Origin of the sequence: Actinoallomurus sp. NPDC050550 (assembly GCF_040655075.1) — a bacterium.
GTDB lineage: Bacteria > Actinomycetota > Actinomycetes > Streptosporangiales > Streptosporangiaceae > Actinoallomurus.
In genome coordinates this window covers 37,978-50,282 of sequence record NZ_JBFAJC010000073.1, presented here as the reverse complement: position 1 = coordinate 50,282, position 12,305 = coordinate 37,978, and the positions used below count along the sequence as shown (strand labels likewise).

The window sequence follows — 12,305 nt, the reverse complement described above, 5'->3', positions numbered from 1 at the left end:
CGCACACACCCGAACGTGCGGTTGAACACCGCCGCTTGTTCGGGGTCCGGGTAGGCCCGGCACTTGTACGCCGTCCGCATGACCGACACCTTACACATGGCGCAAACACGTGTGAGACTGTTTGTCAGATGTCGGCGGACTCCATTCTCCGGCCGTCCTGGCTCCGCCGGGCCGCTCTTGGCGGAGTCCGGATTCCTCCCCGGTCTGAAGGCCGGCGCAACTTTCGGAGGTTCAGGTGAAGACCAAGCGACTGGAGGACACCATGCGGCTGTCACTGACGACCCGGCCGCGGCAGGTGCCGTCGTCGGTGGGGATCGTGCACCTGGGAATCGGCGCGTTCCACCGGGCGCACCAGGCGGTCTACACCGAGGACGCCGGCGACGGCTGGGGGATCTGCGGCATCACCCAGCGCAGCGCGGCGGTGGTCGACCGGCTCGCTCCGCAGGACGGGCTGTACAGCGTGCTCGAACGCGGCCCCGAGGGCGTGTCGGCACGGATCATCGGCTCGGTCCGGGAGGTGCTCACCGGTGACGCGACCGCCGACCGGATCGCCGATCCGGAGGTGCGGGTCGTCTCGCTGACCGTGACGGAGAAGGGCTACCGGCACGACCCGGCGACCGGGCGGCTCCGGCTCGACGACCCGGAGATCTGCCTGGACATCACCGGTCGCGAGCCGCGTACGGTCATCGGCCGGCTCGTCCGCGGCCTGGCCCGGCGGGAGGCACCGGTGACCGTGCTGTGCTGCGACAACCTGACGTCCAACGGGGCGACGCTGCGCGGACTGGTCGAGGAGTACGCCGAGCGGGCGGGCGTGAAGATCACCTGCGACACGGCGTTCCCGGCCACGATGGTGGACCGGATCGTCCCCGCGACCACGGCCGAGGACCTGGACGAGGCCGAGCGCCTTCTCGGGGTCCGCGACCAGGGCGTGGTGGTGACCGAGCCGTTCACGCAGTGGGTGATCGAGGACTCCTTCGCCGCGGGCCGCCCCGCCTGGGAGAAGGCTGGAGCGATCTTCACCGAGGACGTCGCGCCGTACGAGCTGATGAAGCTGCGCCTGCTCAACGGCACGCACTCGATGCTGGCCTACCTCGGCGCGCGGTTCGAGTACGTCTCCGACGCGGTCGACGTGCTCGGCGACGCCCTGCGCCTCTACATGGACGAGGACGCGACCCCGACGCTCACCGTCCCGACCGGGTTCGACCTGGAGGAGTACAAGGCGTCGCTGCTGACGCGCTTCGCCAACCCGGCGCTGAAGCACCGGACGGCGCAGATCGCGATGGACGGCTCGCAGAAGCTCCCGCAGCGCCTGCTCGGCGTCGTCCGCGACCGGCTCGCGGCCGGGGCGGAGCCGCGCTGGGCGGCGCTGGCCGTCGCGGCCTGGATGCGGCACGTCTGGACCGCCAAGGAACTCGACGACCCGCTCGCCGACCACCTGCGCATGGCCGTCGCCCGCGCGGTCCGGCCGGCCGAGGTGGTGGACGCGCTGCTGGGGATCACCGAGGTCTTCGGCCCGGACCTCCGCGAGTCCCGGGTGTTCCGCGACCTGCTGGTCGAGCACCTGGCGTGGCTGACCTCCGGAGCGTCCCCCTACTGACGCCGAAGCCGGTCACTCGACGCGCGTGATGCCGCGGAAGCTCTCCAAGGACACGAGGAGTCGCCGTACCTCTTCGGTGGCGGGCAGGTCGCCCACGCGCACCGGGTCACCTGAGGACAGCGGCGAAAGGATCGTCCGCAGGTCGTCCGGGGAGAACGGCGTGCGGACCGTGTGCCCGTTGACGGCGCACGTGCCGCCGCCGTCCCACAGCACCGGGAACCGCGCGTCCCCGCGTACGACCGTGTCGTCGCGAATCGGGCGGTGCGCGGCCGGTGCCGGGACGGGTTCGAACCCGCAGGCCGTCCAGCGGCGGAGCGACACCTCACCGACCCGATCCGGGGGAACCGCCGGGACGGCGTCCCGCAGCGCCGGAGGGAGGTCCGGCGCGAGCCGGCCGGTGCCGTCCGGGCCCGGAGCGGTCAGCGCGGCGTCCACCGGGGGCAGCCGGCGGGCGGCTCGCGCGCCGTCCCGGCCGCCCATCAGTGCCGCGTCGGCGCCGACGAGGACGTCCTGCAGGTCGTAGCCGGCATGGTGCTCCTCACGGGGCACCCCGACGTTCACACTGGTGGCGGGTCCGCTCCCGGCGCTCTCCCCGACGTGGTAGTAGCTCGCCGGCCAGTACAGCAGGTCCCCGGGCTCGACCTCGGCCGCGAAGGACTCCGGAACGTACGGCTGGTAGTCCAGGACCGTGGACACCGGCTCGGCCCACGGCCGCTCCGTCCAGAAGCGCATGCGCTTGCGCCCCCGGAGCCCGAACATGAAGGTCGCGAAGCGGTCCTTGTGCACACCGACCGGGCTGTGCTCGTACGTGCCGTGGAACAACGTGGTGATCGCCCCGGTCAGCGGCAGGCCGACCTGTTCCCACAGCCCCGCGTAGAACGCCCGCTCGCGCGTCCACAGTCCGGGATCGAAGGAGTGGAAGCCGTTGATGATCAGCGCGTAGCGGCGGCCGTCCAGCCGTTCGGTCAGTCGCGCGTCGTACCCGTCGAAGGAACCGTCATCGCCCTGCGGCAGGAGATCGCCGGGATCCGGCTGCTGCGACCGCTCGACGGTGAACTGCGCCATCGCGCCAGGGGGCGGCGACGCGCGTACGGCGGCGCGGAACACCTCCGTCTCGGCGAACGGCGCCGACACGACGGCCTTGTCCAGGACGGCTTTGTAGTGAACGGGCCGCCGGTCCCAGTACCGGGCGGCGAACGTCGCCCAGTCGAAGCTCTTCTCGATCGTCAGCATGAGCCTTCCAGGACCTCGATGCCGCGCAGGGCGGACAGCCTGTGCAGAAGCGGGAGGAGACCGTCGCCGCCGGTGGTCAGCTCGCCGACGGTGACCGGGGTCCGCAGCCGGTCGAGGAGACCGTCGGCCGACGTCCCGCGCACGGTGAACACGTGGCCGTTCACCGCCCAGAGCACGGCACCGGGCCCGTCCGGCATGCGGATGACCTCGCCGGTGAGCCGGATCAGGTGATCCGGTGTCAGCGCGGCGGGCGCGCCCGGCTCGGGGACCGGTTCGAGGCCGCAGGCGCTGACCCGCCGCGCCCACTGGACGCGCAGGATGCGGTTCAGCTCGGGGTCGCCGGCCGCGCCGCTCAGCGCCTCGCCGGCGGAGACCAGCGGCGCGATCGGCGTGACCACGCCGTCGGGGTCGCGTGGCGGTGGGAAGGGCAGGTACGGGACCCGCCCGCCGTCGGCGCGCCGCGCCTGCAGAAGGTCGGCGATCAGGCCGGTCACCGCCGCGGACGGCAGGCGCGGATCCATCGGGATCCGGAGATGGAGCGCGACACAGCCGTCCTGGTGGCTCTCCCGGGCCCGCCGTCCGGCCGGCCGGTAGAGCAGATCTCCCGGCCGGACCCGCAGCGTCTCCCCAGGCCGGTCGCCGCCGCTCTCCACCCGGACCTCCATGTGCCCGCGGAGCACCCAGGTCAGAACCGCGTGCGTGGACGCGTCGGCGGGCCCGTCGTCCCGGTCGAGGCCGTCGCCGATCGTCAGCTCCGCCACGACGGGCAGGACGGGGAACCCCACCCGGTGCCACAGCGGCCGGATCAGATCGCGTACCCGGGACCAGAGGGCGGCGTCCAGCATCAGCGGCTGCTCGACGCCGAGCAGGCTCGGTTCGCCGTCGAGGCGCTTCAGATAGTGATCCACCGTCGGGTCGTCCGGGCCGGGAAGCCGGTCGCCGGGAGCGCGGATCCGGCCGGCGGCGGTGAAGAACCGCACGTCCGGCAGTGCGCGGAACCTCGTGCCGGCGCGGAAGGGCGCGGCGGCGGCGACGACCACGTCGAAGACGCGGCCCGCGTCCACCGGTGGTTCCTCCTCCCGCCCGGGCAGGACGACGGGGGTCCTGTCCCAGTGACGGTCCGTGAGGGTGTCCCAGTCCACGGCGCTGTCATCGGTGGTCACGAGGCCCTGCCTTCCTGTGTCCCGGCACCGTCGGTGAGCGGGAACCGTCGCCGCAGGCGCGCCGCGTAGCGGTTCAGCGGTTCCATGCCCATGCGTCTCCGGCGCTCGTCGACCTGTTCGGGCCGTTCGATGGGAAAGGGCACGAGCCTGCCCTCGACCGCGCGGAACTTGGTGCCGAAGAGCTGCGGCCGGTCGTCCCGGACGCACAGCGCGTCCGTCACGTACGCGACCTGCCGCCAGGGCACGTCGCCGGCCGTCGCGGCACGGCGGATGAGGGCGAGGCAGTGGTCCTGGAAGTCGCGGGGCCCGTCGGCGTGCTGGACGAGACGGCACGCCGCCGCGGCCGCGGATCGCCCCACAAGCGTCTCGCCGGGCCAGCCGTACCGCGCCACGACGTCGCGCAGCCAGGTCATGGCCGTGCCGGTGAGCGCGGCCAGCCGTTCGTCGAGCGCGGTGTCGGTGAATCCGTCGTCGGCCCACCGGCTCCGCAACGCCGCGTCGACGCGGTCGAGCCGCAGCAACCGGCGGCGGATCTCCTCCGCGGCGCCCGAGGGCGTCGCCGGCGTCTCCAGCGGATCAAGCCGCAACCGGACCTTCGCCCGATCCCAGGCGTAGGTGACCCGGCGGCCGGCCTGCGGCCAGTCGAATCCGACCTCGCCGGTATCCGGCCCGGAAAGGTGCAGCCGGACGCCGTACCGGGAGTCGGTGACGGTGTGCTCGACGACGTCGCCGAAGACGTGCTCGACGGCGTCCCGGAGGGCGACGCCGAGGCCGGCGAGGTCGAGGTTCTCGCCGCGGCGTACCGCTGCCGCCGGTGGCCAGAGTTCGCCGATCGTGGACTCCGCCTCGTGGACGGAGGACGGCGGCTCGACGACGAGCAACGGCCCGCCGTGGGCGGCGCGGAAGAAGTAGGGGACGTCCAGCCGGGCCAGTTGCTCGAGCTCTCGAGGACCGAAGACGGTGCCGTCGGCATTCCCGCCGGCCGGTGACCAGGAGTTCAGCGCCTCGGCGTACACGGCGGTCGGCCGGGTGAGGACCCGGACGAACCGCCCGGCGGAGGCGTCCGCGAGGAGATGTCGGACCCGGTCGCGGTGGACGCACATCAGCGTCCACGCGTCGAACATGCCGCGCAGGAACGCGGGCAGGTACCGGCCGTATCCGGTGTTTCCCAGCCGGTCGGCGACGACCGAGCGCGCCCGTTCGCGCGCGAACGGCTCACGGGGGAGGACCAGCCGCAGCCCGCCTCCGGGCGCCGGAAGGAAGCAGGCCGCCGGGCCGTCCACACCGCACCAGCGGGCCACGTTCTCCAGCCCCGCATGGTGAGTGCCGCCGTGGAGGGTGTCCGGCACCAGGCCGGTGTCGTACAGCCGCTCGACGGGCGCGAAGAACACCTCCAGGTCGACCGGGTACAGCAACGGCTCGTCGTCGGTGGCGCGTGCACCGGCCAGGATGTTGCCCTCGCCGAGGTCGCCGATCCCGAAGCCGAAGCAGGCCGCGGTCAGCGAACCGGCACGATGCCAGAAGCGCGGTGCCTCGGCCGGATCCAGGAGCGTCCCTTCGAGGCAGAGGCCCCCGTCCTCGGACCGGCGGGTCGTGCCCCACTGCGCGGGTGGTTCGATCCACTCCTGCCAGGAATGGGTACGGTCGCCGTCCGCGTCCCCGTCGGCGTCGCTTCGGCAGCGCAGGACCGGCAGGCGGATCTCGCCGGACGCGGGTGGCAGCTCGTTCAGCAACGCGAACACCGACGCGGGCGGGCCTTCGGGGAAGCCCTGCCCTCCGGTCCGGCTCTCGGCCAGGAACAGCGCCTCGCCGCCGGTCGGCCGTGGTTTGTAGGCGACGCGCCCGCCGCCCTCCATCCGGAGGCGGAGCACGCGCGCACCTCCGTTGTGCGTCTCCGCGTCGTGCGCCCACAACGCGGTGACCGGAGGCGCGAACTCCGGTTCCTCGAACCATGACCGGCGCAGATCGCTCTCAAGCCGGTCGCCGAACAGGTCCAGGAACGCCGCGAACCACGCCCACCGCGCGGGGACGACGTCGGTTCCCCGTGCGGCCGCGCAGGCGGTGAACGCCTCCGAGACGACGGGACCGAACAGTTCGGCGTTGGTCACACTCAGCACGTCCGGCGCGATGACCGCGGCGAAGCGGCCGGCCGCCGTCCGGCACCAGGTGTCGATGTGGTCGAGCAGGCCGAGCAAGGGGGCGAACCGCGCCTCGCCGAAGGCGCACGTGAGAAGCCGCGCGTCGGCGTCACCGGCCAGGTGCCGGTCGATCGCGAGGACGCCCTCGGGATGCCTCCGGGCCACGGGAGGGAACATGCCGCCCGCCGTGCCGGCGCGTACGGCGGCGATGACCCGTCGTACGGCGGGAGAGAGATCGAGTGTCTCCGGGGCCCCCGCCGACGCCACGGGCGGGCCGGCCGTCTCCCACAGGACGTCGGTCATACGCGCGCAACCCTCTGACGACGGGATCCGGTCCTGGCGCAGAGCGCCGTGCCGAGCAGCGCCACGCCCGGCGCCATCGAGGCGCTGCTCGAGCCGGCTCAGATGCAGTAGATGCGGTGGCAGGTGCTGACCGCGGCGGAGTCGCCGGCGGGGATGTCCATTTCGAGGTCGCCGACGATGAGGTCGAGTGACTGGCCGCTGGTGTCGTGCTGCATGACGAAACCTCCCTTGATCGAGGCGCGCGTCCCGGTGGGGAGTGGCTGCGCTCCGCCGACCGGTGTTCCCGGCGGCGGCCCTGCCGATGTTAAGTTTGGCCACCTCTTCTGTCATGGCCCGAAAGTGGAAGGCGGTCGTTCCCGTCACGGTCGGATCGCTGTCGCGGGGCTCCCGTACCGGTGTCGCCGCCGGTACGGGAGCGGGCGAATTCCCAAAAGATCGTCAAGCTTCTCGCCATGATCGTCGATGTAGGTTAACGTTTGGTCGTTGATCAACTTGACTGGACATAGACCTGTCTTCCCGGTGCACCTTCGGGGGCGCGATGACGACACTGCCGGCTTGCGATGACAGTCTGAGCATCGACGATTTCCGCCGCATATTCCATGTGCTGGACAGCGTGGTCGAGGCGACCAGCGGTCCGGATCTCTGCGATCGGCTATTGGACTCTTTGGCGCGTCATTTCGCTTGGCCGCACGCATTCGTGGTCGGGCGGTCGGACGGCCCCGCGGTGTGCGGCCAGGAGGCGGACGGCGGGCCGCGCGGCCGTTTCCCGCGCGCCTTCGTCGAGGAGTTCATCGCCCGATGGCACCTGAAGAACTCCTTCCCTCCGACCTCGGCGCCGCGAGGAGGTCAGGAAATGGTGAAAGTCCTCATCCCGGCGAGCCCGGTCGATCACGCGACACTGACCATTCCGTTCGCGGGCAGCCGATATGCGGGGCTCCGGGAAAGGCTGGTCTCAAACCAGCTCGGCCGATTGCTGATCCCTTCGCTCCGGCAATATTTCTCCGGTGATTCCCGTGCCCTGGATCATGAGCCTCTCACTCAGCGTGAACTGGAGATCGCCGATCTCGTCGCCACGGGTCTGGCCAACCAGGAGATCGCCGAACATCTCCACGTGACGGTGGACACCGTCAAGAAGCACATCAGTAATGTGCTCCGGAAGACGAGATGCACGAGCCGGACGCAGTTCGCCGTGCTCTGGCGGTGATCCCACCGCGGGACGCCGGGCCCGTACGGAGCGGGAGCCCCCGCTCGGCGGGGGCTCCCGTTACCGGTCGATCGTTGATGATCCAGGCGTCATTTCACGGACGCGCGAACCACCGCCGCATGGCCGCCTGGAGACCCTCCACGTCCGTGTCGTCCGGACGGGAGGAGGCCCAGGCGACGTAGCCGTCCGGCCGGAGCAGCAGCGCGGTGGCCGGCGGCGCGGGATCGTGCGGGCGCGCGGTGACGAGGTCGACCCGATCGCCCCATGGGGACAGGGCCCGTACGAGGGAGGCGTCCTCCGTCAGGTCCAGCAGGAGCGGCCGTGCGGCCCGGGTCAGCTCCGCCAGCCGGACCGTCCCCGTCTCGGTCCGCACCACGAGATCCGGCGCCCACCGCCCGGCCAGGGGATGCGCGTCCCGTACCCCCATGTCGTACCGGATGTCCGCGCCCGCCATCAGGTCCGCGATGCGCTGCACGGTGCTCCGGTCGCGGAGCAGCTCGGTGAACAACTCGCGCAGCGCGGTCACCTCGCCGCCGGGCGCGATGAGCGCGGACTGCGCCTGCGTGTGCATGACCACGCGCTCGGCCACGGGGCGCCGCTCGGTCTCGTACGTGTCGAGCAGTCCGGCCGGGGCGTGCCCGAGGATCTCGGCGGCCAGCTTCCAGCCGAGGTTGACGGTGTCCTGCAGGCCGAGGTTGAGCCCGGGCCCACCGATCGCGGAGTGCACGTGCGCGGCGTCACCGACCAGGAAGACCCGCCGGTCGCGGAACCGCTCGGCCAGCCGCGTGTTGCCACCCGTCAACCGCCGCAGCAGATGGGGCCCGTCACCGTTCGGCGGGCTGAGCGGCATGTCGACGCCGAGCACCCGGCGGATGCTCTCCCGCATCTCCTCCAGGCTCATCGGCCGGTCGCCGTCTTCCGGTTCGCCCCACTCCATGGTGGTGACCAGCGGCTCCCGGCCCGGGAGCGGCGCGAAGACGAACATGCCGCGCTCGGTGCGGTGGTGCATGACCAGGGGAATGACCCCGTAACCGGGGACGTCGAGCGTCCCTGCCGCGGAATCCACCCAGGCGGCCGGTGGGTAGGCGTTCACGGTACGGGAGACGGTGTCGTCCCTGGTGACGCCCGGGAAGTCGATGCCGGACCGCTTCCGCGCCACACTGTGCCCGCCGTCCGCGCCGACCAGGTAGCGGGTTCGGATCCGGTCGGAGCCGTCCGGGCCCGCGACGGTGGCGGTCACCGCGTCATCGTCCTGTTCCAGGTCGACGAGCTCGTGACCGTGCCGGATCTCCACCCCGAGCTCGACGGCACGCTCGGCCAGGACCTGGGTGATGCGGGCCTGCGGCACCGGCAGTATGGAGACCGGGTTGTCCTCCAGCATCGCCAGGTCCAGGCCCAGTGCGCCGAAGACGTACCCGGGGACGGGCCGCGGTGGTTCCTTGCTCCCGCTGAGGCGCTCGTACAGGCCCCGGCGGTCGAGCATGCGCACGACCTGGCCGACCAGGCCGTTGGCGCGGGGCTCCCGGCTCGGCTCCGGCAGCCGCTCCAGCACGATCGGGTGTACTCCGGCGAGGCTGAGCTCGCAGGCCAGCATGAGCCCGTTGGGCCCGGCGCCGGCGATGACGACATCGTTGATCATTGGGTTCTCCTCCCAGGTAAGAAGGCATGACGAGATGGCCCGGCGGCTTCCGGAGCACGCGGGGCTGGTACGGGGCAGGGGATCAGGGGACGGGCAGTCCGGCCCAGAGCCGGTCGAGCGCGTCGTTCAGGAGCGCGCCGACCGGGACCGTCGGATCGTCGGAGCGCAGCCAGTGGTCAATGGCGGCCGTGGTCGCCGCGCCGGTCGCGGCGGCGACGAGGGTGGGATAGAGGTCCCGGGTCGCGTCCGTGCCGGTGCGCTCGGCGATCGCCTCGGCCAGCTCCTTCTGGACGATCAGGTTGACCTTGACGAACTCGGCCTGCACGTCCGGCTCGGTGAGCATGAGGCGGATGCCCTTGACCCACTGGTCGAGCCACTCCCGGCTCCGCGGTGGCCGGTCGTCTCCGGGCTCGGGCGCGAAGCGCGCCAGCACCGCGTGCCTGATCGCCTCGGGCAGCGGCTCGTCCGCCGGGCGGGCGCGCAGGTCGTCCGCGACGTGCAGCATGCGGTCCACGTGCCGCGCGACGACCGCCTCGGCCTTGCTGGAGAAGTAGTTGCGGAAGGTGCGTACGGACACGTTCGCCTCGGCGGCGATGTCCTCCACCGTCACGTCATCCCACCCGCGTTCGACGCTCAGGCGGATCGTCGCCCAGCTCAGCGCGGTCCGGGTCTCCTGCTTCTTACGCTCCCGCAGCCCCAGGGGAGCCGTCTCATCGGCGGCCATGCGACCACCGTACAAGGTCTTTCCAGAATGGAAAAGATGCAAACTTGGAAAGTTTGCCGATCCGGCAACGATTGACGGAGTATTGAAACGTGTTCTAGTTCTGCTTAGGCTCGCGTCGTGATCCTGGACCGTTTTCGCCTGACCGACCGGGCCGCGATCGTCACGGGTGCCGGGCGCGGGATCGGGGCCGCGACCGCGGTGGCCCTCGCCCAGGCCGGCGCCGACGTGCTCATCTCGGCCCGCAGTGACGACCAGCTCCGAAAGGTCGCCCGCGAGATCGAGGACGCGGGGCGGCGAGCCGTGGTCGTCCCCGCCGACCTGACCGACCTGACGGCGGCCGCCGGGCTGGCCGCCTCGGCGATGGACGCCTTCGGCCGGATCGACGTGGTCGTCAACAACGTCGGCGGCACGATGCCCCGCGCCTTCCTCGACACGACGGACGAGTTCCTGGCCAAGGCCTTCCACTTCAACGTCGGGACCGCGCACGCCCTGACCCGCGCGGCCGTGCCGCACATGACCGAGGGCTCGGTCGTCAACATCTCCTCCGTGATGGGCCGTATCACCGGCCGCGGCTTCCTGGCCTACGGCACGACCAAGGCGGCCCTCGCGCACTACACCCGGCTGGCGGCGCTCGACCTGGCGCCACGCGTCCGCGTCAACGCCATCGCCGTCGGCTCGGTCGCGACCTTCGCCCTGGAGATCGTGACGAGCGACGAAGGGCTGCGGACGACCATGGAGAACAACACCCCGCTCCGCCGCATCGGCGACCCGGAGGACATCGCCGCGACCGTGCTCTACCTGGCCTCGCCGGCGGGCGCGTTCGTCACCGGCCGCGTCCTCGAGGTCGACGGCGGCACCGACCAGCCGACCCTGGATCTCGGCCTCCCCGACCTGTGACCTGAGGAGTAGGCGCATGACCTATCGCGTGGTGCTGTGGGGCACCGGGAACGTCGGCCGCAACGCCCTGATCGGCATCACCGCGCGCCCCGACCTCGAACTCGCCGGTGTGTGGGTCTCCAACCCGGCCAAGGTCGGCCGCGACGCCGGGGAACTCGCCGGTGTCGAGCCGCTGGGCGTCACCGCCACGAACGACGCCGACGCCGTCCTCGCGCTCCGCCCCGACTGCGTCGTCTACACCTCCATGGCCGACGTACGGCTCGCCGAGGCCCTCGACGACCTGCAGCGCATCCTCCGCGCGGGCGTGAACGTCGTCTCCAGCAGCCCGGTGTTCCTGCAGTTCCCGGACGAGGCGATGGGCTCGCCGATCCGGCAGGCCGCCCTCGACGGCGGCGCGTCGATCTGGGTGAACGGCGTCGACCCCGGCTTCGCCAACGACTGGCTCCCGCTGACGGTCACGAGCATCAGCGAGCGCATCACCGAGGTCCGCTGCCTGGAGATCCTCAACTACGCGACGTACGACCAGGCCACGGTGCTGTTCGACATCATGGGCTTCGGCGGTCCGATGGACGACCCGCCGATGCTGCTCCAGCCGGGCATCCTGTCCCTCGCCTGGGGCAGCGTCGTACGCCAGCTCGCCGCCGGGCTCGATGTCGAGCTGGACGGCCTGGAGGAGTGGCACACGCGCCTGCCGGCTCCGGAGGCGTTCGACGTCGACGCGGGCCGGATCGAGAAGGGCACCGCCGCCGCGCTGCGCTTCGAGGTCCGCGGCATGCGCGGCGGGCGTCCGGTCATCGTGCTGGAGCACGTCACCCGCCTGCGCGACGACCTCGCCCCCGACTGGCCGCAACCGGCCGGTAAGGGCTGCTACCGCGTCGAGGTGCGCGGCGAGCCGAACTACACCGTCGACCTGCAGCTCCTCGGCAGCGACGGCGACCACAACACGGCCGGTCTGAAGGCCACCGCCATGCGCCTGGTGAACGCCGTCCCCGCCGTCGTGAACTCGCCCCCGGGACTGCTGACCGCACTCGATCTGCCGCTGATCACGGGCCGCGGCCTCGTCGTCTGAGCACTTTACGCTCCGTCACGGCTCCTTCCGGACATCGGACGTCGTGTGCCGCGGCGAGTCTCCCGGCGGTCGCGTACGCCGTCGTCTCGAGTAACGCGCGGCCCACCGCCATCGGTTAACATCCCGGAAACTGCTACAAAATAGTCGCGAAACGACCGGCTCCCACCATCACTTGGGCCACCTGTCATCGCCGACCGCCCACGACCGGCGGATGTGGATCCGAACCGGTCGAGGGGGGCCGCATCACTCGCCATCAAGGGGGGAGCCATCCGATGTCCACGTCACCCACCGAGAGCCCTGGGCCCGGTCCCACGCCCACAGACACCGCGACTCCCACT

10 protein-coding genes are annotated in these 12,305 nt (G+C 71.7%); 4 read left to right on the top strand and 6 right to left on the bottom strand.

Annotated elements, in window-relative coordinates; translation table 11 throughout:
• On the bottom strand, window positions 1–80 hold an 80-nt coding region (locus tag AB0I04_RS49450), incomplete at its 3' end, for a helix-turn-helix domain-containing protein (protein ID WP_360901901.1).
• Window positions 81–235: 155 nt separating this feature from the next.
• Between AB0I04_RS49450 and AB0I04_RS49445 the strand changes: the two genes are divergently transcribed.
• Window positions 236–1,597 (top strand): mannitol dehydrogenase family protein, encoded by a 1,362-nt coding sequence (locus AB0I04_RS49445; protein ID WP_360901898.1) that lies wholly within the window; start codon window positions 236–238, stop codon window positions 1,595–1,597.
• 12 nt (window positions 1,598–1,609) lie between these two features.
• Here AB0I04_RS49445 and AB0I04_RS49440 read toward each other — a convergent pair whose 3' ends face one another.
• The 3 genes from AB0I04_RS49440 to AB0I04_RS49430 are packed head-to-tail and all read right to left on the bottom strand — an operon-like array spanning window position 1,610 to window position 6,434.
• The gene (locus AB0I04_RS49440; RefSeq protein ID WP_360901895.1) at window positions 1,610–2,830 is read right to left on the bottom strand and encodes a cupin domain-containing protein; all 1,221 of its coding nucleotides are present in this window, start codon (window positions 2,828–2,830) and stop codon (window positions 1,610–1,612) included.
• Window positions 2,824–3,993, bottom strand: a complete 1,170-nt coding sequence (locus tag AB0I04_RS49435) for a hypothetical protein (RefSeq protein ID WP_360901892.1) — start codon at window positions 3,991–3,993, stop codon at window positions 2,824–2,826. Before AB0I04_RS49435 ends, AB0I04_RS49440 begins: the two co-directional genes overlap by 7 nt.
• Window positions 3,990–6,434, bottom strand: coding sequence for a DUF6624 domain-containing protein (locus AB0I04_RS49430; protein ID WP_360901889.1), 2,445 nt, complete (start codon window positions 6,432–6,434; stop codon window positions 3,990–3,992). The genes AB0I04_RS49435 and AB0I04_RS49430 overlap by 4 nt, the downstream gene beginning before the upstream one ends.
• Before the next feature lie 538 nt (window positions 6,435–6,972).
• On the opposite strand from AB0I04_RS49430, the gene AB0I04_RS49425 reads away from it, so the two are divergent.
• On the top strand, window positions 6,973–7,638 hold the full coding sequence (locus AB0I04_RS49425; protein ID WP_360901886.1) for a helix-turn-helix transcriptional regulator: 666 nt from the start codon (window positions 6,973–6,975) through the stop codon (window positions 7,636–7,638).
• A gap of 94 nt (window positions 7,639–7,732) precedes the next feature.
• On the opposite strand, the gene AB0I04_RS49420 is transcribed toward AB0I04_RS49425, so the two are convergent.
• Entirely contained in the window at window positions 7,733–9,277 is a 1,545-nt protein-coding gene (locus tag AB0I04_RS49420; protein WP_360901883.1) for an FAD-dependent monooxygenase, read from the bottom strand.
• Window positions 9,278–9,359: 82 nt separating this feature from the next.
• Window positions 9,360–10,001: a TetR family transcriptional regulator gene (locus AB0I04_RS49415; RefSeq protein ID WP_360901880.1), complete on the bottom strand. Its 642-nt coding sequence runs from the start codon at window positions 9,999–10,001 to the stop codon at window positions 9,360–9,362.
• A gap of 117 nt (window positions 10,002–10,118) precedes the next feature.
• Between AB0I04_RS49415 and AB0I04_RS49410 the strand changes: the two genes are divergently transcribed.
• On the top strand, window positions 10,119–10,898 hold the full coding sequence (locus tag AB0I04_RS49410) for an SDR family oxidoreductase (RefSeq protein ID WP_360901877.1): 780 nt from the start codon (window positions 10,119–10,121) through the stop codon (window positions 10,896–10,898).
• A 16-nt stretch (window positions 10,899–10,914) separates the two neighbouring features.
• On the top strand, window positions 10,915–11,967 hold the full coding sequence (locus tag AB0I04_RS49405) for a dihydrodipicolinate reductase (RefSeq protein WP_360901874.1): 1,053 nt from the start codon (window positions 10,915–10,917) through the stop codon (window positions 11,965–11,967).
• Window positions 11,968–12,305 lie beyond the last annotated feature (338 nt).

Excerpts from the sequence above, each read along its gene's own strand:
- AB0I04_RS49420 (WP_360901883.1), bottom strand. The coding sequence starts at position 9,277 with ATGATCAACGATGTCGTCATCGCCGGCGCCGGGCCCAACGGGCTCATG.
- AB0I04_RS49415 (WP_360901880.1), bottom strand. The coding sequence starts at position 10,001 with ATGGCCGCCGATGAGACGGCTCCCCTGGGGCTGCGGGAGCGTAAGAAG.
- AB0I04_RS49430 (WP_360901889.1), bottom strand. The coding sequence starts at position 6,434 with ATGACCGACGTCCTGTGGGAGACGGCCGGCCCGCCCGTGGCGTCGGCG.
- AB0I04_RS49405 (WP_360901874.1), top strand. The coding sequence starts at position 10,915 with ATGACCTATCGCGTGGTGCTGTGGGGCACCGGGAACGTCGGCCGCAAC.
- AB0I04_RS49425 (WP_360901886.1), top strand. The coding sequence starts at position 6,973 with ATGACGACACTGCCGGCTTGCGATGACAGTCTGAGCATCGACGATTTC.
- AB0I04_RS49440 (WP_360901895.1), bottom strand. The coding sequence starts at position 2,830 with ATGCTGACGATCGAGAAGAGCTTCGACTGGGCGACGTTCGCCGCCCGG.